The following is a 19,112-nucleotide window of genomic DNA, read 5'->3' as shown; positions in this document are numbered from 1 at the left end:
ATCAGGCGCACAAGCAAGACATTCATTCCCAGCAAGACACAATAGGCCACCCCTCATGCGTCACCACAAGCTCGACACTCTCTACCTGATGCGCCTGCTGGTCGCCATCGTCCGCTGTGGATCCTTCGCCGCGGCGGCGGCCCAGCTCGGCATCACCCCGAGCAAGGCGTCAAAAGATCTGCGCCACCTGGAGCAGAGCCTCGGCAGCGTGCTCCTGAGTCGCACCACCCGCCGGGTACAACTGACCGACGCAGGAGAGCTCGCTTACCGCCAGGCCGACCAGATGATCGCCCTGCACGAGCAGTTGCTGGACGGCCTGCAGCGCCGCCGCTCGGCACTGTGCGGGGAGCTGCGCATCACGGCGCCGGATCTTTGGGGAGAAGTGGTGCTGACTCCGGTGCTGCTGCGCTTTCGCGCCGACCACCCGGAGGTGCGGATCATCGCCGACTTCAGCAATACCCCGGCCGACCTGCTGCGCGACAACCTGCACGTGGCGTTTCGCAGCACTGAGCTCGGCACCCAGCCCTACCTGGCGCGCCCCATCGCGGTGGACGATCTGGTGCTCTGCGCCAGCGCCGACTACCTGGACCGCCACCCGCCCCTCAGCACACCGCAGGATCTGCACCAGCACAGCCTCATCACCCGCAGCCAGGAGTACGGCCGCCACGAGCGCTGGCCCCTGCTTGCCCAGGGGCGCGAGATCCCTCTCGAGGTAGCGGGCGAGCTGGCCTTCAGCAGCAAGAAGGCGATTCACCAGGGGATGCGCCAGGGACTGGGGATAGCCCGCCTGCCGCGCTACCTGGTGGCGGCCGAGCTGGCCGAGGGGGTGGTGCGCGAAGTGCTGCCGGACTATCGCCCCAAGGGGGCCCATTTCTACGCCCTCTATACCCAGCGCCGGGCCGAGTCGGCCCTGGTCGGCCACTTCCTCGACTACGTCATCGAGGCGCTCACCCCTTCATGAGCAGATCACCAGGTGGTACTGCTTCTTGCCCCGGCGCAGCAGCAGGTAGCGGCCGAACAGCCGATCGTCAGCGGTGAGCGGCTCATCCCGGCGGATCGCACCGTTGACGCTGACGGCCCCCGCCGCCAGCAGCTCGCGGGCGATCCGCTTCGAGTTGGCCAGGCTGCACTCCACCAGCAGGGTCACCAGATCCGTTTCCCCCTCGATGCAGCTGCTTGGCATGCCATCTTGCGCCAGCTGGGCCAGATCGCTCTCCCCAAGGCGGGCTACCTCGCCACTGAACAACGATTCGCTGATGCGCTGCACCGCCGCCAGCGCCCCCTTGCCGTGTACCAGTTCGGTCAGCTCGTCCGCCAGCACCTGCTGGGCCAGCTTGCGCCCCTGCCGCTTCGCATCCTCCGCTTCCAGCGCCTCAATCTCGGCCAGCGGCATAAAGCTGTAGTAGCGCAGGAAGCGGTAGACATCCTCGTCTGCGGTACCGAGCCAGAACTGGTAGAAGGCGTAAGGGGAGGTGAGCGCCGGGTCGAGCCAGATAGCGCCCCCCTCGGTCTTGCCGAACTTGGTGCCATCGGCCTTGGTGATGAGCGGCAGCGTCATGCCATAGACCTGAGCCTGATGCAGCCGCCGTGTGAGATCCATGCCGCTGGTGATGTTGCCCCACTGGTCGTTGCCGCCGATCTGCAGGGTGCAGCCGAGGCGTTGGTTGAGCACGGCGAAGTCCTGGGATTGCAGCAGGGTGTAGGAGAACTCGGTGAACGAGATGCCCTGATCCGGACGGGCCAGGCGCTGGCGCACCGATTCGCGGGCCAGCATGGCGTTGACCGAGAAGTGCTTGCCGATGTCCCGCAGAAAATCGAGGGCGGACATCTGCCCCATCCAGTCGGCGTTGTTGACCAGCAGCGGCGCCGCCAGCCCGTCGCTCGCCGGCAGCAGCGCTTTTATCTGGGCCGACAGGCTGGCGACCCAGCCCTGCACCGTCTCGGCGCTGTTGAGGGTGCGCTCGGTCGCCTTGAAGCTGGGATCGCCGATAAGGCCGGTGGCACCGCCCACCAGCGCCACCGGGGTGTGGCCCGCCAACTGGAAGCGGCGCAGCATCAACAGTGGCACCAGATGGCCGATGTGCAGGCTGCCAGCGGTAGGATCGAAGCCGCAGTAGACGGTGCGCGGGGTGGCAAGATGGTCGGCCAGCGCCACCGGGTCGGAATTCTGGGCCACCAGGCCGCGCTGGGTCAGCTCATCGAGCAAGTGAGGATTTGTCATGGAGGGCTCCAACAGCAAGAGAAAGAGGGCCATCCTCGCCGCTTGCGGTGCTGGCAGATATGTCCCCCAGGGGACAGTTTTGCCACTCTCGTGCTAGCATTCATCCATTGTGGGAAGCCTGCCCGCCACCCGGAAGCCATCGCCATGACCCAACCCCTCACCGCAGATACCCTGACCCGCAGCATGACTGAGGTGGTCGATGCCCTGCACGGCAGCGGCTTCCCGGCAGCCCTGGTGCGCCTCATCCAGCAACAGGTGGCGTTCGACTGTGCCCTGCTGCTCGGGGTGGGGCTGCGCCCCGTCTACCTCTACGACAACCTGCATCATCAGCGGGCCCTATTGTTCGACCGCTACCTCACCCGCCACTTCAGTCAGGATCCCTTCATGCAGGCGCTGGAGCAGGGGCTGGGTGCCGGGGTCTGGACCCTGGCGCAGGTGTCGCGGGGGCGGCTCGACCCCGAGTATCGCCACCACTTCTATCAGGCCACCGGCTGGCAGGAAGAGGTGGGGCTGATCCTGCCGGTGCGCGGCGGCCTCACCCTGATGCTGTTTCTGGGCCGCCTCGACAAGCGCAGCTCCCTCAGCCGTGACGAGCTGGCCAGGCTGGAGGCACTGTTCCCGCTGGTCCACTCCCTGTGTCGCCAGCACTGGCGGGAAGAGACACCCCGCCTGGCCCGCAGCCCGGCCAGGTCAGATGGCACTGACCTCAAGGGGGCGGTGGAGCAGGCTATCGCCAGTGTGGGGGGAGATCAGCTAACCCGGCGGGAGCGCCAGGTGGCGGGTTTGCTGTTGCAGGGGCTGGATACCGAGGCCATTGCCGGTGCACTCGGCATCGGCAGCGGCACGGTGAAGAATCACCGCAAGCATCTCTACGCCAAGTTGAACCTGCACTCCCGGGCCGAGCTATTCAGCTTCTTCCTCAATCACCTCATCACGGCGCCAGCCGGCGCGCCCCCATAACGACACCACCCCGCCGGGGCGGGGTGGTTCAAACCATGGGCAACGTCGTCAGATGCGGCCCTGATAACGCAGCGGGAAGCGCCCCTGCCCATCGGGCTGGCCGAGGAAGGGGAGCCCCTGCTTCATCTGGTCCGGCAGCTCGGGACCCGGTTTCAGGGTGCCCTGGAACAGGTACTGGCGATTGGCCTGCAACTCCAGCTTGCCCAGCACCTGCACCGCCTCCGAGCCCTGCTTGATCTCGGCCACCAGCCGGGAGTCGAGACAGGTGAGCGTGATCTCGGGATCCCCCAGGGCCAGCTTGCCCGCCGGGGTGTCCGCCTGTGCGTCATACCAGTGAAGATCCCCGTAAAGGTTGTCGCACCAGGGAGTGCCCTGGGCAAACTGATCGATCTTGAGCTGCAACTGACCCGTCGCCGTCAACGGGAAGGGGGGTCTCATCGGCACCCGCTCCAGCACCCAGGGGGCCGGCGCATTCAGGGTGATGTCGCGCCCGAAAGCGGCACCGTTCCAACCCAGGATCCCCTGCCCGTTGAGTCCGCTGCGCTCGCCAAAGCGCACCGACACCTCGGGCGCCAGCCGCAGCAGGGACCAGCCATCGAGATCCCAGCGCAACTGGGTGAGGGACTCGCTGGCATATTGCACCCGGGCGGCCTGACCGCTCCAGAGGGTGCCGCTCACCCCCTCCAACCGTACCAGATTGGGGGGCAGCGGCAGATGGCGCACCACCAGGGATGCTGGCAACTGGGCCAACAGGAAACCGAGATAGGCCAGCAGGAAGAGACTGGCGATCACTATTTTTCGCTTCATTGGGAACGACTCAACTGCAAACGTCTGACCTTGACCAGCCCGGGGGACAGCCCCTCGCGGGCCAGCTCGATGATCTGCACCTGGACGCCGTATTGATCCGAGAGGGTCGCAAGCCAGATCAGCAGATCATCGAACGGCACCGTGTCTATCCATACCTGCAGCTCCTGACCCTGGGGCTGCAAGCGGGCAATCTTGATCTTCTGGTTGAAGGCGGTGCGGTTCACCACGCCGTCCAGGGTACCGCCGGTATCGATCTGGCGCCCCTGTCCCCCCTGCATCGCCAGCACCTCCTGTCCCTTCTCCTTGAGCCAGGCCAGGGTCTGCTGCTGGTTCACCACCTGCCGCTCGCGCTCGGCAATGCGATTTGCCACCGGCTGCCAGATCGCCCAGTAGAAGAGCCCGATGAGCAGCACGCTGCCCCCCACCGCCACCAGCCGCTGCTCGCGGGCACTGATGCCGCGCCACCAGCTCTGCAGTTTGTCCATCATGACGACCTCCCCTTGAGCACCAGCGCCCCTTCGACCTTGCCTTCGGTGCTTCGCACCTCACCCTGCTGCACCTCGAAGCGCTTGCCCGCCAGCTCGCGGAAACGTTCGATCTCGGTGAAGCCGGGGGCCGTCACCTGCAACCTCAGCTCGCCCCGGGCTGCATCGAAGCGCAGCACTTCGGGCTTGAGGCCGGGCACCTCGGCAAACACCGGGGCCAGCTCGGTCAGGAGCAACAGGACGCCATCCTGCGGAGCCTGCCCCAACTGCTGGAGGTGCTGGGTCATCTGGCTGCGCACGTTGACGATGCGCGTCTCCCCCGGGAAGATCCGGGTGTAGACCTGCCGGATCTCAGCCTTGAGGGCCTTGTCCTGTTCCGCCAGCTGGTGCAGATGCACACCGCGCTGCACCAGGGCCACCAGCAACAATACGCCTGCCAGCACCGCCACCTTGCGCCACTGCAACCAGTAGCGGGCGTATTCGGTCTGGGGACGATAGGGCCCCTGCAACAGGTTGGCCTGGCAGGTCAGCGCCCCTCTCGCCAGCAACAGCATGGGCAGTTCCGGGTCAGCCCCCTGCCAGTTGCCCGCCGCCATGGCGGGGATGGGAGTATGGCAGTGAAGGGTGACGGGTTCGGTCTGCGCTGCCAGCAGCATGGCCAACAGAGATTCCTCCGCCACTATGCCCTGACGGGGGCCCTGGCGGACCAGCCACTCCTCCCCCAGCTGCAGGGCTGACCAGCCATCGGCGGCGAGCGGCAGCGCCAGCACGTCGGGCAGCAGGTGCAGGGTCTTGAGCCCTGCCTGCTCCAGCCAGCCGAGCCAGGAGTGCATCTTCCCCTTGTCCACCGCCATCAGATCCACCTCGCGGCCCTGATGGCCTAGCACCACCAGGTGCAGATCGTCCACGTCTGAGGCGATCTGCTCCTCCAGCAGATAGGGCAGGGCCGCCGCACTCTGGCGGCTGTATTTGCCCGGCAGATTGACCCGCCGGAAGATAAGATCGCTGCCGGGCACCAGGGTCACCACGGGGCGACCACCGGCACGCTCCTGCAGCTCGCCGAGGGCGTGCGCCGAGGCCAGGATGCCGGAGGCGATGATCTCCTGCTCCTGCGCCGACCAGACCAGCCAGTGCACTGGCTGCTGCGCATTGGTCCCCAGACGGATGACCAGACTCTCGCTCACTAATGTCTCTCCTGCCATGCCCGATCCTCCCTCAGGGGGGCGGGCGCACAGCCATGGGTTGCAGTCCAATCGGGGGATGCGCAGGGTAGCGAAACCGCCCCACGCCCCCTTGTTATTCGGCGCCGCCGCTCAGGCGACGCAGCATCACCAGCTTGTTGTCCTTGCCACGCTGGAAGACGGTCTCAAGCCTGGCGCGGGTCTCCCCCACCTCCGCCAGCAGGCGGGCCTCGAAGAAGCTGCTCTTGATGTCCAGGGCGCCATCCAGCCCGGTGATGGCACCCGGCTGAACCTGCAACTGCTCCGTCATCTCCTGCTTGTTCTTCCACCCCTTCTTGGGGCGGCTGGTCAGCACCCGCTTGGCATCGTCCAGCCCGATCTTCCCCTGGTAGAGCCCCACCAGCAGGGCCGCCTGCTCCGGCCGGATGGTGTTGATGTTCACCACCAGCTTGTCATTGGGCAGGGAGCACACATAGGGGGCCAACCGGGCGTACAGGCTGGCGCTCACCCCGCGCACTGCCCGCAATTCGTCGGTGCCCAGCATCCGCTGGTTAGCCACCAGGTAGGGGGGATTGAGTCCCTCGTAGTAGGCATCCTCGGCCCCGTTGCTCGAGACCAGCTGGGTATCCTTGTCGGTCCAGTCGCGGATGGCGTCCGTCAGCTGCACCGCTTCGTAATCATCCACCTCGAGCTGGGCGAGCAGGGCCCGGAACACCTTGAACTGGTAAGGCTGGGCGTCGAGATCGTCGCCGTTCTCCCCCTCCTTGAGGGGCACGCTCAGGCTGTTGAGGTTGAAGCAGGATTGCAGATCCCGCACCCGGCCCGAGAGAGTGCCATCCTCCACCGGGAAGACCCCGTCCTCCCGCGCCCAGTTCTGTCCCAGACTCACCCGATCCGGGTCATCCTTGAAGTCCTGGTTCAGCACCTTGATCACCAGGGCCTCCGCCGACATGGCATACCACCAGGCCTGCTTGCCCAGGGTGAGGTTGGCGGTGCGGCGCAGCTCAAGTTGCAGGCGGCCGCTCATGTTGCTGGCGACGATCACCATCACCGCGAGGATGAGCAGCACCACCAGCAGGGCCATGCCCCGCTGTCTGCCGGGGGCCGAAGGAGGGCGGGAGCGCTTAATTGCCATTGTCCGCCCTCTGGCCACCAGCGCCGTTCAGGAACTGGCGACGTCGAATAGTGCCGTCATCCTCCGTGACGGACAGGGGAAAACGACGATCAGTTACCATTCTCAGCCCTCTGGCCACCAGCACCGATCAGGAACTGGCGACGTCGAATAGTGCCGTCATCCTCCGTGACGGACAGGGGAGAACGACGATCAGTTACCATTCTCTGCCCTCTGACCACCGGCTCCGATCAGGAACTGGCGGCGGATGGTGCCGTAGTCTTCAAGCTCCAGCTCCACCGCCAGCCCATAGGGCAGCAGGTCGCGTTGGGTCCACTCCTCCTTCCACTGTCCCTTGTCGTAGAAATAGAGGCGCAGCGCCGTCACGCCAGTCAGCACGGGCTGAATGCGCGGCTCGGTGCCAATGGCCGGATCCGGATAGAGGTAGCTCAACCGCTCCAGGGTCTGCCCCTTGAGACGCCAACCCACTCGTTGCAGGCCGGAGCGCGGCAGTATGCCGTCCGGATTGAGCCAGCCGCCGCGAATGAAGGCCATGCCCCAGTCGTCGCTTTGCTGGCCGAAGCGGGACGCCGCCAGCAGCACCTTGTTGTTCTCGCCGTCGATGCGACCGCTGCGCGGCACCATCTGGGTGACGTCCCGCTCCAGCAGGCTGAAGGCGAGCTGCAGTTCCGAAAGGCGGGCCTCCTTGCGCTTGGCCACCTCGTCGCTGGTCAGCACCCCTTGCAGCACCTGATAGGCCCCCAGGCTCAGGGTGGCGAAGATGGCGATGGCCACCAGCATCTCAAGCAGGGTAAAGCCGCGGTGGCACGATGGGCGGGGGTTGCTCTGGATCATCGGCTGACACCGGCTCCGGATCATGGACGCACGTTGATGAATGTTCATCGGCTGAGATAGGTCCGGATCATGGCCACCGGGCTCTCGGCCTTGGGCGCGGTGCGCACTTCCATGTCCAGCGCCCTGAAGTTGCTGTCAGCCGTGGCGACGCCGCGATAGCGCCAGTACCAGGTCTGCCCGGCCATCTCCTCGTCCCCTTCCACCCAGCTGTCTCCCGGCCACTTGCCTTCGAGCTTCTGCTGCACCAGCTGATTCTCCACCACCCAGGTCGCCAGGGTCTTCTGCTCCAGATAATTGAGGCCGGCCAGGTGTTCGCTCGCGGTCTTCATCACCGCCAGCCCGGCGATGGCAAACACCGCCAGGGCCACCATGACCTCCAGCAGCGTCATGCCGCGCCCCCGGGCGGGGCCGCCCGACAGAGCGGTGCGACGCGCTAGAACGCCCCCTGCGGGCCTGGCGCTCCTCACTCTTCTTCCTCTTCATCCTGCAACAGGGAGAGACGACCGAACTCGTCCCCCCTGACGGTGCGCAGGTAGTGCAGATCCTCGTCCTGCTGGCTCAGGGTCAGCACGAAGGGAGAGAGCTCTCCCCCCGGAAAGACCAGGATCTGGGGTGTCCGCTCGCGCTCGTCCCGACCCTGCTCCTGGCGTTCGTCCGACGCAGTACGCCAGTTGAAACCTTCCAGCTCCACCGCCAGGGTCATCCCCTCCGGCAACGTCACCGGCCCCAGCAACTTGTCACCGGTCAGTGCACGCCACTTGCGATCCTTGGGATCCCGGGACATAAACTGCCAGCCGTTCTCCTCGACCCGCAGCCCCAGCAGCCTGCCATCCATCACCGAATATTCCTGGGCCTGCTGCAGGGTCGCCATGAAGCGGCGCGCCTGCTTGTCGAGCTCCCGATCCCCCCTGGCGCCCCCCATGCTGAGGGTGACGGCAGTGGCCACCAGTCCCATCAACATGGCGACCAGCAACACTTCCAGCAGGGTAAAACCGGCCTGGTGACGGGCCCAAGAGGCCACCTTCATTCAGGCAGCCCCGGGGTAGCGCAGTGAGCACGACGCGGCGGAATCACTTATTGGAAGTCCTTCAGGTTCCAGTTGCCGATGTCGTCATCGGTCCCGGCTTCGCCGTCCATCCCCATGGAGAAGATGTCGATCTTGCCGAACTGGCCCGGGCTCAGCAGCTGGTACTGGTTGCCCCAGGGATCCTGCGGCAGGCGCTTGATGTAGCCCCCTTCCCGGTAGCTGCGCGGCTCAGGGGATGCGGTCGGCTTGTTGACCAGGGCATCCAGCCCCTGCTCGGTGGTGGGGTAGCGGTTGTTGTCCAGCTTGTACATGTCGAGGGCGTTTTCCAGCGCCACTATGTCGGAGACCGCTTTTTGCTGATCCGCCTTCTCCTTGTTGCCCATCAGGTTGGGCACCACCAGGCTGGCCAGGATCCCCAGGATCACGATGACCACCATCACTTCCAGCAGGGTAAAACCCGATTGACGACGCTTTTGCATGACTGACTCCCTAACGAAATGAGATGGCATGAGCCATCAACGATTAACTGTTAAACCACGATCATTCGATTGAATTTGCAGGTTCGAATGGCGAAGCCTATTCGGGCACCCGACCCTCACAGATTCACCATGTTGTTGAGCTCCAGGATCGGCTGCAGGATCGACATCACGATAAACAGCACCACCCCGGCCATGGAGACCACCAGCATGGGCTCGAACACCCCGAGGGCGATGTTCACCTGGGTTTCGAACTCCCTGTCCTGGTTGTCCGCCGCCCGCTCCAGCATGCTGTCGAGCTCGCCGCTCTGCTCGCCCGAGGCGATCATGTGCAGCATCATGGGCGGAAAAATTCGAGTTTCATCCAGCGACTTGCGCAGGCTGGTCCCCTCCCGCACCCGCTCGGTGGCCTCACCGATGCGCATGCGGGCATAGTCGTTGGAGAGCACTTCGCCGGCGATCTTCATTCCCTCCAGCAGGGGGACGGCGCTGGCGTTGAGGATGCTCAGGGTGCGGGCAAAGCGGGCGGTGTTGAGACCGCGGCTGACCCGACCGATCACCGGCAGGCGCAGTATCACCTGGTGCCAGCGACGACGACGCTTGTCGTCGGTCAGCCACCAGCGCCAGATCAGGCCGCCAATACCAAGGAGCAGCAGGAACCAGAGGCCATAGTGCTGCAACAGCTCGCTGGTGCCGATGAGGAAACGGGTGGTGCCCGGCAGTTGCTGGCCCATGTGTTCGAACTGGGCCACCACCTTGGGCACCACGGCGGTGAGCAGTATGGAGATGACCCCCACCGCCACCAGGGTGAGGACGATGGGATAGATCATCGCCTGCAGCAGCTTGGTGCGCATGTGCTGGCGCTGCTCGGTGTAATCGGCGAGACGGTTGAGCACCTTCTCCAGGTGACCGGACTTCTCGCCGGCCGCCACCATGGAGCGGAACAGCTGGTCGAACACATGGGGGAAGGCCCCCAGCGAATCGGCCAGGGAATACCCCTCTACTACCTTGCTGCGCACCGTCGCCACCAGGCTGCGCAGGTGGGCCTTCTCGCACTGCTCGGCGACCGCCTTGAGGGCCTCTTCGATGGTGAGACCGGCCCCCACCAGGGTCGCCAGCTGGCGGGTGATGAGGGCCAGTTCTGCGGTGGAGGCACCACGGCGAAACAGCACGAAGCGGTTCGCCTCCCGCTTGGCCTTCTCGGTGGTCTCATTCACCTCGAGGGGGGTCAGCCCCTGCTCGCGCAGCAGCTGGCGCACCTGGCGGGCGGAATCCCCTTCCAGCACGCCGCTCTTGTTGCGCCCCTTGCCGTCGAGAGCCTTGTATTCAAATGCCGCCATTTCAGTCTTCCCGGGTCACGCGCAGCACCTCTTCGAGGCTGGTCTGCCCCTTGAGCACCTTGTCGATGCCGTCGCGGCGGATGCTGGGGGTGTGACCCCGGATCAGCCGCTCGATGGCGAGCTCGCCGCTGGCACTGTGGATCGCCTCGCGCACCGCCTCGTCCACCACCACCAGCTCGTGGATGCCGGTCCGGCCGCGATAGCCGGTGTGGTTGCACTGCTCGCAGCCCACCGGACGCCAGATCTGCTGATCCGGCGCAAGCTCGATGCCCATGGCCAGACGCTCCTGCTCGGTGACAGGGTGCGGTGCGCGGCAATCCGGGCAGAGGGTGCGCACCAGCCGCTGGGCCAGTACCGCCAGGAGCGACGAGGAGAGCAGGAAGGGCTCGATCCCCATGTCCCGCATCCGGGTGATGGCGCCGATGGCGGTATTGGTGTGCAGGGTCGACATCACCAGGTGACCGGTGAGGGATGCCTGCACCGCGATCTGGGCGGTCTCGAGGTCACGGATTTCCCCCACCATCACCACGTCCGGATCCTGGCGCAGAATGGCGCGCAGGCCCCGGGCGAAGGTCATGTCCACCTTGCTGTTGACCTGGGTCTGGCCCACCCCTTCGAGGTCATATTCGATGGGGTCTTCGACGGTCAGGATGTTGCGATCCCGGGAGTTGATCTCCGAGAGGGCCGCATAAAGGGTGGTGGACTTGCCCGAGCCGGTCGGGCCCGTCACCAGAATGATGCCGTGGGGCTTGCGAATGAGTTCGCTGATGATGTTGCGGTTGGCCAGCGTCATGCCGAGCTGCTTGAGCTCGAGGCGCACGTTGTTCTTGTCGAGCAGTCGCAATACCACCCGTTCGCCGTAGCTGGAGGGCATGGTGGAGACCCGCACGTCGACGGCGCGGCCGCCGATGCGCAGTGAGATGCGGCCATCCTGGGGCACCCGCTTCTCGGCGATGTCCATGCGCGACATGACCTTGATGCGCGACACCAGCAGGGAGGCGAGTTTGCGATGGGGGCGCAGGATCTCCCGCAGCACCCCATCGATGCGAAAACGGATCACCAGGGCCCGCTCGAAGGTCTCGATGTGGATATCGGACGCCTCTTCTTTTATCGCCTCGCTCAACATGGCATTGATGAGGCGAATGATGGGGGCGTCGTCGTCGGCGTCCAGCAGATCCTCGCTCTGGGGCAGCTCTTCGGCCAGGGCAAAGAAGTCCATCTCGTTGCCGAGATCCTCCATCAACTGACGCGCCTCGGAGGAGTCACGCTGATAGTGGGCCATCAGGAGCGTTTCGAACTCGTCGTTGCCAAGCTGCTCCACCGCGAAGGCACAGCCCGCCACCCGTCGCACCTCCAGCAGGGTCTGGGGGGCGATCCCCTGACGACAGAGCAGCACCGGGGCACCCTGGCGCTCGGTCAGGATGGCCCCGAAGTTGCGGGCAAACGCGAACGGCAGTTCCGGCAGGGGAGCCGGCAGCTCGCTGCCATCGAGCTGGTAGGCGGCCATCAGGGCTTGCTCTGCACGAAGGGCTGCTCCTGCACCTGGGCGCGCACGCCGGTGGCAGTCGCCTGCTGCTGGGCCTGCATTCTCTGGATCTGCTGCTGCACCTCGGGGGACATCATCACGTCCTGGCCATAGGCGGGCAGCACCTGGCGAGCCGGCGAGGTGGCATAGCCCTCTTCCGCAGCCCGGCTCAGCTGTTCGGCCCTGAACAAGGTGTACTTGTTGCTGGAGACCCCGGAGTAGACATTGGCGTCACGCAATATGGTCGGGCGGATGAAGACCATCAGGTTGCGCTTGGCGGTGGAGGTCTTGGAGGAACGGAACAGGTAGCCCAGCACCGGAATGTCCCCGAGCAGGGGCACCTTGGAGATCTGCTCCTGGGTCTGTTCGTCCATCAGGCCGCCCAGCACCACTGTCTCGCCGCTCTTGACCAGCACGGCGTTCTTCACGGTACGGGTATCGAAGGTGGGGCCCAGGTTGGCGGTCCCGGTCGCCTGCTTCTGTGCCACGCTGGAGACTTCCTGCTCGATGTTGAGCAGCACGGAATCTCCTTCGTTGATCTGGGGCGTCACCACCAGCTTGGTCCCCACCGTCTTGCGCTCTATGGTGTTGAACACCTGATCGCTGGTGGTGGAGCTCTGGGAGCCGCTCTGCACCGGCACTTCCTGACCGACGTTGAAGGAGGCCTCCTTGTTGTCCATGGTGACGATGCTCGGGGTGGAGAGGATGTCGTTCTTGCTGTTGGTGGAGAGCGCCGTCACCAGCGCCGCCCAGTCTCCGTGATAGAAGCCTGCCGCCATGCCGCTGAAGCTGCCCGCCAGGGATGACAGGCCGTCGGTGTTGCCGTTGTCTTTGTAATCCTTGGCGGCGATGGCCAGGGAGCCGATGGGCAGACCGGTGTCGGTGAACTGGGTGCCGCCGCCATTGGTGTTGGCCCACTGCACCCCGAGGTTCATGCCGTCACCATCCGATATCTCGACGATGATGGCCTCCACCAGCACCTGGGCACGACGAATGTCGAGCTTGGCGATGACCTGCTCCAGCTCGGCCATCACGTCCGGCTGGGCGGTGATCACCAGGGCATTGGTGGTCTCGTCGGCGGAGATGGCGAGCTGGCCGCCGCCGATGCTGGCACCGCCCGTGGCCGTGGCAGCCGCCCCGCCCTTCTTGTCGGCGGCGATGCTGGAGCTGACCCCCTTGAGGACGTCCACCAGATCCTTGGCCTTGCCATATTTCAGGTAGAAGACCCGGGTGTTGCCCTGGCTCTGCAGATCCCGGTCGAGCTGGCGCACCATCTGGATGATGCGGGCACGGGCCTTGGGCTCGCCGCTGATGACCACGGAGTTGGTGCGCTCGTCGGCCACCACCTTGGGGGAGAGCAGCAGCGAGGCGTTGGCCCCCTGATTGCTGCCATCCTTGTTGAGGTTGGTCACCAGCCGCACCATCTCGCCGGCGGAGGCGAACTTGAGCTTGATGACGTCCATGTCCTGATCCCCCGCCTTGTCCACCCGGCGAACCACCTCCACCAGGCGGTTGACCACGGCGGCGCGGCCGGTGATGAGCAGCACGTTGGAGGGCTCGTAGTGGACCACGTTGCCGCCGCCGGCGTTGTCGTTGAGCTGACGCAGCAGGGGGGCCAGTTCACGGACCGAGACATTGCGCACCGGTACCACCCGGGTCACCATCTCGTCACCCACGCCGGGGTTGGTGTCATCCACCACGGGGATGGCCGAGGTCTTGGCATCCTTGGAGCGCACTACCTTGAGCACGCCGTTGTTCATGGGCACCACGGCAAAGCCGTAAACGTCGAGCACGCTCAGGAAGAACTGGTAGTACTGATCCTCGTTGAGCAGGTCATAGCTGCGCACGTTGATCTTGCCGCGTACCGATGGCTCTATGATGATGGTTTTGTTCAGGTTCTTGCCGACCGTGTTGATGAACTCCTCGATGTCGGCGTTCTTGAAACTGGCGGAATACTCGGTGGCCCAGGCAGAACCGGCCATCATCAAGGCTGCCGCCATGGTGGCCAGACGCCAGCCCTTCCCTTTATTTGTCATTCTTGGTGCTACTCCAATTCATTATTCTGACAAGCCGACATAGACGTCGTAGAGCTGTCCTTGCCGCTCGACGGTGACGGTCATTTCCGTGGCGCCCGCCACCTGCTGCATCGCCTGCATGGCCTGGGCGTTGTCACGCAGATCCAGGCCGTTGATGCTGACCGCCAGATCGTTGGCGACCAGTCCGAGTTGATTGAACAGTTCCGGATTGCGACCCGGGTTGAGGCGATAGCCGGTCATGCGACCGTCCACCCGGACCGGAGAAATATTGAGGTAATCGGTGATCTTGCCCGGGTTGCCCAGCAGTTCGCTGCGCACGGAGGAGAGTCCCTCCTGGCGGGCCGGTTTGGGCAGGGGCTTGCCATACTCTTCCCCGTCCAGCATCAGGGTCTCGTCACGGCCGTCCCGGGCGATGATGACCCGATCGGCAAACACCTGGCGTATCCTGGCCTGGGTACCGTCGATGTAGTCTCCGATGCCGTAAGAGTTCTGTGTCCCGTTGTGGGCGATGATGGCGATGGACTTGGCGGGATCCGAGCTTGCCAGCACCCCGTTGAGCTGGGCGTTGAGCTGGGTTTTCGGGGCATCCGCCGCCACCGTCTCTGCCGCCTTGTCCGCCTGGGGTTGCAGCGCCTTGCCAAAGAGAGAGAGGCGGCTGAGGTTGCCAAGATCGAGGCGATCGCCGCCACTCCCCTGCACCGAGGTGACCGAGGGTTGCCAGGGGGTCAGGGGAGCGGGCTGGGCCAGTTCGTACAGGCGCCAGGTGAGCACGGCACACTGCTGGGCCAGCAACAGCAGCAGAAGCCAGAACAGGGGCTGGCTGAAACGGGAGAGTGGCATGGCCTTGCAGCGAGCCAGAAGGGAAGTCAACAAATCATCCCTGAACGGTAGCGTCATCTTTCTCAAAATTGTCTGGCATCCAAGTCGGTTGGCTATTGTGTACGGCAATGGACCCAGAGACAACCGACCGGATGGGACCAAGGGGTGAAAATTCAGTTTCCGTCACACCCGGATGCCCCCTGTTTCTATCCCGGGGCCCGCCTCTGGTATAATCAGGCACCTTTTCAGCCATCCCGGAGCCGATCCATGTCGAATCCAGCACAAAGCAGCACTCAGGTCCGTCTCGACAAGTGGCTGTGGGCCGCCCGCTTTTACAAGACCCGCAGTCTGGCGCGGGATCAGATCGACGGCGGCAAGGTGCACTACAACGGCCAGCGCACCAAGCCGGGCAAGGCGGTCGAGGTCGGCGCCCTGGTGCGATTCTGGCAAGGCCAGGACGAGCGGGAGGTGCGGGTGCTCGAGGTGAGCGAGCAGCGCAAATCCGCCCCGCTGGCCCAGCAACTCTATGAAGAGACAGAGGCCAGCCTGAAGAAACGGGCCGAAAACAGCGAAGCCCGCCGCTTCAACAGCCAGTTTGCCCCAAGCCCGGAGCGCCGACCCGACAAGCAGGAGCGACGCCAGCTTATCCGGGTCAAGCAATCCTAATCCGCGTCTGTGGCCCCGTTATGACGACAGGTGGAGGAATTAGTTCCTAACCACCTGTTTAACAATGTGTTTATTTTTCCCCAAGAACATCCTAGGAAACCATGATGAGTAACCAAGACCTCCTGTATCGCTATCTGTTCGAAGAGTACGAAGTGCGTGGGGAGCTGGTCCAGCTGGATCGTACCTACCGCCACATCATCGACGCCCAGAACTACCCGGTACAGGTGCAGCACCTGCTGGGCGAGCTGCTGGTTGCCACCAGCCTGCTGACCGCCACCCTCAAGTTCGAAGGCTCCATCACGGTGCAGCTGCAGGGGGACGGTCCGGTGCGTCTGGCCGTCATCAACGGCGACAACAACCAGCAATTGCGCGGCGTGGCACGCTATGAAGGGGAATTGCCGACGGACGGCAAGCTGCAAAGCCTGATCGGCAACGGCCATCTGGTCATCACCATCACTCCGGATCAGGGAGAGCGCTATCAGGGCATCATCGCCCTGGAGGCCGACACCCTGGCGGCCTGTCTGGAGCACTACTTCGCCCAGTCCGAACAACTGGCCACCCGCCTCTGGATCCGCACCGGCCACCACGAGGGCGAGCCCCGTGCGGCGGGCATCTTGCTGCAGGAGCTGCCGGCCCAGAGCGAGGATCACAGCGAAGATTTCGACCACCTGGTCCAGCTCACCACCACCATCAAGGACGTGGAGCTGTTCGGTCTGGACGCGGAAGAGATCCTCTACCGCCTCTACCACCAGGACAAGGTACGGGTGTTCGATCCCCAGGCCATCGAGTTCCGCTGCACCTGCTCCCGCGCCCGTTGCGAAGGGGCCTTGCTGCAGATAGACAAGGAGGAAGCGGTATCCATGGTGCAGGAGCTCGGCAAGATCGACATGCACTGCGATTACTGCGGCGCCCACTACGAATTCGACGGGATAGACATCGAAACCCTGTTCAGCAGGGCTCCCGGTAATGATGCAAACCAGTTACACTAATCAAAGGCGGGCAAAACCCGCCTTTAACTTAAATAACAAAAAAATACCCTATTTTATAAAGTTTGATGGCGATCGCTAAAAACCACCACCTAGGTGGTAGCATGAACGTCAGATAGAACCCTACACACCTCTGAACCCAGGAGAATACAATGACAATCGTGGTAGAACCCACCCTGGCCCAACAACTGAAGCTGGACCAATACGGTATCAAAAACAGCCAGGAAATCGTTCGCAACCCCTCCTATGAGCAGCTTTTCGCTGAAGAGACCCGCTCAGACCTTGAGGGCTTCGAACGTGGCGTCGTCACCGAGCTTGGCGCCGTCAACGTCAACACCGGCATCTTCACCGGCCGCTCCCCTAAAGATAAATATATCGTCAAAGATGCCACTACCCAGGATACTGTGTGGTGGTCTGACCAGGGTAAAAACGATAACAAGGCGATTACCCCGGAAGTGTGGTCACATCTGAAAGGGCTGGTCACCAAACAGCTGTCCGGCAAGCGTCTGTTCGTGGTGGACGGCTTCTGCGGCGCCAACCCGGACACCCGCCTGGCGGTGCGCATCATCACCGAGGTGGCCTGGCAGGCGCACTTCGTGAAGAACATGTTCATCCGCCCGAGCGAAGAGGAGCTGAAGACCTTCAAACCGGACTTCGTGGTGATGAACGGTGCCAAGTGCACCAACCCGAACTGGAAGGAGCAAGGTCTCAACTCCGAGAACTTCGTCGCCTTCAACATGACCGAGAAGATGCAACTCATCGGCGGCACCTGGTACGGTGGCGAGATGAAGAAGGGCATGTTCTCCATGATGAACTACTTCCTTCCCCTGCGCGGCATCGCCTCCATGCACTGCTCCGCCAACGTGGGCAAGGATGGGGACGTGGCCATCTTCTTCGGCCTCTCCGGCACCGGCAAAACCACCCTCTCCACCGATCCCAAGCGTCAGCTGATCGGCGATGACGAGCACGGCTGGGATGATCACGGCGTGTTCAACTTCGAAGGGGGCTGCTACGCCAAGACCATCAAGCTCTCCGAAGAGGCCGAGCCGGACATCTACCACGCCATCCGCCGCGATGCGCTGCTGGAGAACGTGACCGTGGCCGCCGATGGCACCATCGACTTCGACGACGGTTCCCGCACCGAGAATACCCGGGTCTCCTACCCCATCTATCACATCGACAACATCGTCAAGCCGGTCTCCAAGGCGGGTCACGCCACCAAGGTGATCTTCCTGACCGCAGACGCCTTCGGTGTGCTGCCCCCGGTCGCTAAGCTGACCAAGGAGCAGACCAAGTACCACTTCCTGTCCGGCTTTACCGCCAAGCTGGCCGGTACCGAGCGCGGCATCACAGAGCCGACCCCGACCTTCTCCTCCTGCTTCGGCGCGGCTTTCCTCAGCCTGCACCCGACCAAGTACGGCCAGGAGCTGGTGAAACGGATGGAAGCGGCAGGGGCTGAAGCCTATCTGGTCAACACCGGCTGGAACGGCACCGGCAAGCGGATCTCCATCAAGGATACCCGTGGCATCATCGACGCCATCCTGGATGGTTCCATCGAGAAGGCGCCGACCAAGGTACTGCCGGTGTTCAACCTGGAAGTGCCGACCGAGCTGCCGGGCGTCAACCCCGCCATCCTAGATCCGCGAGACACTTACGCCGACCAGGCCGAGTGGGATGCCAAGGCGGCCGATCTGGCCGGGCGCTTCATCAAGAACTTCGAGCGCTTCACCGACAACGACGAAGGCAAACGCCTGGTCGCGGCGGGCCCGCAGTTGTAAGAAACGCGCCTCGCGTCTCACAATCCCGTACCGGTCAGCCCTGCTGGCCGGTATTTTTTTGGCCGATGCGCGGCATATGGCTCCCGCCAAGCCTTGCCTTGACGGCCCTTGCGCGTTAGATTCAGCCAAACTTTATACAATATACAATTTTGCAACCTGCCCGTGACCCCAGCATGACCCCACCTTACAAGACCCGAACCCAGATGGTGATGGAGAACCTCCGTGGCCGGATATTGCGTGGCGAGTTTGCAGCGGGCGCCCCCCTGCGCCAGGACGCCATCGCCAAGGAGCTGGCGGTGAGCCGCATCCCGGTGCGAGAAGCCCTGATGCAACTGGAAGCCCAGGGGCTGGTGAAGTTCGAGGCCCATCGCGGCGCCGTGGTGACCATGCTGGATGCCTCGGCCATCGAGGAGCTCTTTTATTTGCGGGCACTGCTCGAAGCCGATACCCTGTTCCACGCCGTCGACCTGATGACGGAGGAGACCTTCGCCCAGGCGCAAGCCATCCTCGCCCAGTTTGATCTGGCGCTGGAGTCTGGCACCCAGATCGAACACTGGGCCGAGTTGAATCACCGCTTTCACGCCACCCTCTACCAGGCAGCCAATCGCCCCCAGGCACTGGAACTGATCGCCCAGATCAATCTGAGCTGCGACCGCTATGTGCGTTTCGAACTGCTGTTCGCCCAGGGCGGCGTGGACAAGGCCGAGCGGGAGCACGCTCGACTCCTTGAACTGTGCCGCGCCCGGCGCAAGCACGAAGCAGTGGTACTGCTCAAGCAACACATCGAGGCGGCAGGCCAGTCGATCAGACAGATCCTGGCAGGCGGCCACCATCAATGA

At 63.9% G+C, this 19,112-nt stretch carries 19 protein-coding genes and 2 pseudogenes; 6 read left to right on the top strand and 15 right to left on the bottom strand.

Annotated elements, in window-relative coordinates; genetic code table 11:
- The first annotated feature begins 55 nt into the window (after positions 1-55).
- The gene (locus tag AB5Y68_RS20270; protein ID WP_039040579.1) at positions 56-961 is read left to right on the top strand and encodes a LysR family transcriptional regulator; all 906 of its coding nucleotides are present in this window, start codon (positions 56-58) and stop codon (positions 959-961) included.
- On the opposite strand, the gene tyrS is transcribed toward AB5Y68_RS20270, so the two are convergent.
- Complete coding sequence (tyrS, locus tag AB5Y68_RS20265) at positions 956-2,221, bottom strand: tyrosine--tRNA ligase (RefSeq protein WP_039040615.1); 1,266 nt, start codon at positions 2,219-2,221, stop codon at positions 956-958. The two genes, AB5Y68_RS20270 and tyrS, sit on opposite strands and share 6 nt — an antisense overlap.
- Positions 2,222-2,365: 144 nt before the next feature.
- Between tyrS and AB5Y68_RS20260 the strand changes: the two genes are divergently transcribed.
- Positions 2,366-3,181 carry a helix-turn-helix transcriptional regulator gene (locus AB5Y68_RS20260; protein WP_039040580.1) on the top strand — a complete coding sequence of 272 codons (816 nt, stop codon included), beginning with the start codon at positions 2,366-2,368 and terminating at the stop codon, positions 3,179-3,181.
- A gap of 48 nt (positions 3,182-3,229) precedes the next feature.
- On the opposite strand, the gene exeN is transcribed toward AB5Y68_RS20260, so the two are convergent.
- The 14 genes and pseudogenes from exeN to exeC all read right to left on the bottom strand — a co-directional run bounded on the left by exeN (position 3,230) and on the right by exeC (position 14,897).
- On the bottom strand, positions 3,230-3,988 hold the full coding sequence (gene exeN / locus AB5Y68_RS20255; RefSeq protein WP_039040581.1) for a GspN family type II secretion system protein ExeN: 759 nt from the start codon (positions 3,986-3,988) through the stop codon (positions 3,230-3,232).
- Complete coding sequence (gene exeM, locus AB5Y68_RS20250; RefSeq protein WP_039040582.1) at positions 3,985-4,476, bottom strand: GspM family type II secretion system protein ExeM; 492 nt, start codon at positions 4,474-4,476, stop codon at positions 3,985-3,987. Before exeM ends, exeN begins: the two co-directional genes overlap by 4 nt.
- Complete coding sequence (gene exeL, locus AB5Y68_RS20245) at positions 4,473-5,657, bottom strand: GspL family type II secretion system protein ExeL (protein WP_080770049.1); 1,185 nt, start codon at positions 5,655-5,657, stop codon at positions 4,473-4,475. Before exeL ends, exeM begins: the two co-directional genes overlap by 4 nt.
- Before the next feature lie 112 nt (positions 5,658-5,769).
- Complete coding sequence (gene exeK / locus AB5Y68_RS20240) at positions 5,770-6,789, bottom strand: GspK family T2SS minor pseudopilin variant ExeK (RefSeq protein ID WP_039040584.1); 1,020 nt, start codon at positions 6,787-6,789, stop codon at positions 5,770-5,772.
- A pseudogene (locus AB5Y68_RS20235) lies at positions 6,779-6,853 on the bottom strand (type II secretion system protein GspJ); the annotation flags it as partial. The gene exeK and the pseudogene AB5Y68_RS20235, both read right to left, overlap by 11 nt.
- A 25-nt stretch (positions 6,854-6,878) precedes the next feature.
- Positions 6,879-6,953, bottom strand: a pseudogene (locus AB5Y68_RS20230) (type II secretion system protein GspJ); the annotation flags it as partial.
- A gap of 25 nt (positions 6,954-6,978) precedes the next feature.
- Positions 6,979-7,620 (bottom strand): GspJ family T2SS minor pseudopilin variant ExeJ, encoded by a 642-nt coding sequence (gene exeJ, locus AB5Y68_RS20225; protein WP_039040585.1) that lies wholly within the window; start codon positions 7,618-7,620, stop codon positions 6,979-6,981.
- Between the two features lie 44 nt (positions 7,621-7,664).
- On the bottom strand, positions 7,665-8,009 hold the full coding sequence (gene exeI / locus AB5Y68_RS20220; RefSeq protein WP_039040586.1) for a GspI family T2SS minor pseudopilin variant ExeI: 345 nt from the start codon (positions 8,007-8,009) through the stop codon (positions 7,665-7,667).
- A 74-nt stretch (positions 8,010-8,083) separates the two neighbouring features.
- On the bottom strand, positions 8,084-8,647 hold the full coding sequence (gene exeH / locus AB5Y68_RS20215; protein ID WP_039040587.1) for a GspH family T2SS minor pseudopilin variant ExeH: 564 nt from the start codon (positions 8,645-8,647) through the stop codon (positions 8,084-8,086).
- A 47-nt stretch (positions 8,648-8,694) separates the two neighbouring features.
- Complete coding sequence (gene exeG, locus AB5Y68_RS20210; RefSeq protein ID WP_010675723.1) at positions 8,695-9,126, bottom strand: GspG family T2SS major pseudopilin variant ExeG; 432 nt, start codon at positions 9,124-9,126, stop codon at positions 8,695-8,697.
- A gap of 116 nt (positions 9,127-9,242) precedes the next feature.
- Complete coding sequence (gene exeF / locus AB5Y68_RS20205) at positions 9,243-10,463, bottom strand: GspF family T2SS innner membrane protein variant ExeF (protein WP_039040588.1); 1,221 nt, start codon at positions 10,461-10,463, stop codon at positions 9,243-9,245.
- 1 nt (position 10,464) lies between these two features.
- Positions 10,465-11,970 (bottom strand): GspE family T2SS ATPase variant ExeE, encoded by a 1,506-nt coding sequence (gene exeE, locus AB5Y68_RS20200; protein ID WP_039040589.1) that lies wholly within the window; start codon positions 11,968-11,970, stop codon positions 10,465-10,467.
- Positions 11,970-14,024 carry a GspD family T2SS secretin variant ExeD gene (gene exeD / locus AB5Y68_RS20195; RefSeq protein WP_010675726.1) on the bottom strand — a complete coding sequence of 685 codons (2,055 nt, stop codon included), beginning with the start codon at positions 14,022-14,024 and terminating at the stop codon, positions 11,970-11,972. The genes exeE and exeD overlap by 1 nt, the downstream gene beginning before the upstream one ends.
- A gap of 21 nt (positions 14,025-14,045) precedes the next feature.
- Positions 14,046-14,897, bottom strand: coding sequence for a GspC family type II secretion system variant ExeC (gene exeC / locus AB5Y68_RS20190; RefSeq protein ID WP_272865916.1), 852 nt, complete (start codon positions 14,895-14,897; stop codon positions 14,046-14,048).
- A gap of 213 nt (positions 14,898-15,110) precedes the next feature.
- Here exeC and hslR point away from each other — a divergent pair, with 213 nt between their 5' ends.
- The 4 genes from hslR (at position 15,111) to AB5Y68_RS20170 (ending at position 19,112) form a co-directional block, all read left to right on the top strand.
- Complete coding sequence (gene hslR, locus AB5Y68_RS20185) at positions 15,111-15,509, top strand: ribosome-associated heat shock protein Hsp15 (RefSeq protein ID WP_010675728.1); 399 nt, start codon at positions 15,111-15,113, stop codon at positions 15,507-15,509.
- A 104-nt stretch (positions 15,510-15,613) separates the two neighbouring features.
- Positions 15,614-16,498: an Hsp33 family molecular chaperone HslO gene (gene hslO / locus AB5Y68_RS20180; RefSeq protein ID WP_039040591.1), complete on the top strand. Its 885-nt coding sequence runs from the start codon at positions 15,614-15,616 to the stop codon at positions 16,496-16,498.
- A 149-nt stretch (positions 16,499-16,647) separates the two neighbouring features.
- Positions 16,648-18,273 carry a phosphoenolpyruvate carboxykinase (ATP) gene (pckA, locus tag AB5Y68_RS20175; protein WP_010675730.1) on the top strand — a complete coding sequence of 542 codons (1,626 nt, stop codon included), beginning with the start codon at positions 16,648-16,650 and terminating at the stop codon, positions 18,271-18,273.
- A 173-nt stretch (positions 18,274-18,446) separates the two neighbouring features.
- Entirely contained in the window at positions 18,447-19,112 is a 666-nt protein-coding gene (locus tag AB5Y68_RS20170; protein ID WP_039040592.1) for a GntR family transcriptional regulator, read from the top strand.

Source organism: Aeromonas sp. R6-1 (assembly GCF_040908165.1).
GTDB lineage: Bacteria > Pseudomonadota > Gammaproteobacteria > Enterobacterales > Aeromonadaceae > Aeromonas > Aeromonas caviae.
Note: the sequence above shows the minus strand (reverse complement) of the source record. Positions and strands in the feature narration are given on the sequence as shown.

What these genes read in the sequence shown, in the direction of transcription:
- AB5Y68_RS20270 (WP_039040579.1), top strand. Translation starts at nt 56, where the DNA reads ATGCGTCACCACAAGCTCGACACTCTCTACCTGATGCGCCTGCTGGTC.
- tyrS (WP_039040615.1), bottom strand. Translation starts at nt 2,221, where the DNA reads ATGACAAATCCTCACTTGCTCGATGAGCTGACCCAGCGCGGCCTGGTG.
- AB5Y68_RS20260 (WP_039040580.1), top strand. Translation starts at nt 2,366, where the DNA reads ATGACCCAACCCCTCACCGCAGATACCCTGACCCGCAGCATGACTGAG.
- exeN (WP_039040581.1), bottom strand. Translation starts at nt 3,988, where the DNA reads ATGAAGCGAAAAATAGTGATCGCCAGTCTCTTCCTGCTGGCCTATCTC.
- exeM (WP_039040582.1), bottom strand. Translation starts at nt 4,476, where the DNA reads ATGATGGACAAACTGCAGAGCTGGTGGCGCGGCATCAGTGCCCGCGAG.
- exeK (WP_039040584.1), bottom strand. Translation starts at nt 6,789, where the DNA reads ATGGCAATTAAGCGCTCCCGCCCTCCTTCGGCCCCCGGCAGACAGCGG.
- exeJ (WP_039040585.1), bottom strand. Translation starts at nt 7,620, where the DNA reads ATGATCCAGAGCAACCCCCGCCCATCGTGCCACCGCGGCTTTACCCTG.
- exeI (WP_039040586.1), bottom strand. Translation starts at nt 8,009, where the DNA reads ATGACGCTGCTGGAGGTCATGGTGGCCCTGGCGGTGTTTGCCATCGCC.
- exeH (WP_039040587.1), bottom strand. Translation starts at nt 8,647, where the DNA reads ATGAAGGTGGCCTCTTGGGCCCGTCACCAGGCCGGTTTTACCCTGCTG.
- exeG (WP_010675723.1), bottom strand. Translation starts at nt 9,126, where the DNA reads ATGCAAAAGCGTCGTCAATCGGGTTTTACCCTGCTGGAAGTGATGGTG.
- exeF (WP_039040588.1), bottom strand. Translation starts at nt 10,463, where the DNA reads ATGGCGGCATTTGAATACAAGGCTCTCGACGGCAAGGGGCGCAACAAG.
- exeE (WP_039040589.1), bottom strand. Translation starts at nt 11,970, where the DNA reads ATGGCCGCCTACCAGCTCGATGGCAGCGAGCTGCCGGCTCCCCTGCCG.
- exeD (WP_010675726.1), bottom strand. Translation starts at nt 14,024, where the DNA reads ATGACAAATAAAGGGAAGGGCTGGCGTCTGGCCACCATGGCGGCAGCC.
- hslR (WP_010675728.1), top strand. Translation starts at nt 15,111, where the DNA reads ATGTCGAATCCAGCACAAAGCAGCACTCAGGTCCGTCTCGACAAGTGG.
- hslO (WP_039040591.1), top strand. Translation starts at nt 15,614, where the DNA reads ATGAGTAACCAAGACCTCCTGTATCGCTATCTGTTCGAAGAGTACGAA.
- pckA (WP_010675730.1), top strand. Translation starts at nt 16,648, where the DNA reads ATGACAATCGTGGTAGAACCCACCCTGGCCCAACAACTGAAGCTGGAC.
- AB5Y68_RS20170 (WP_039040592.1), top strand. Translation starts at nt 18,447, where the DNA reads ATGACCCCACCTTACAAGACCCGAACCCAGATGGTGATGGAGAACCTC.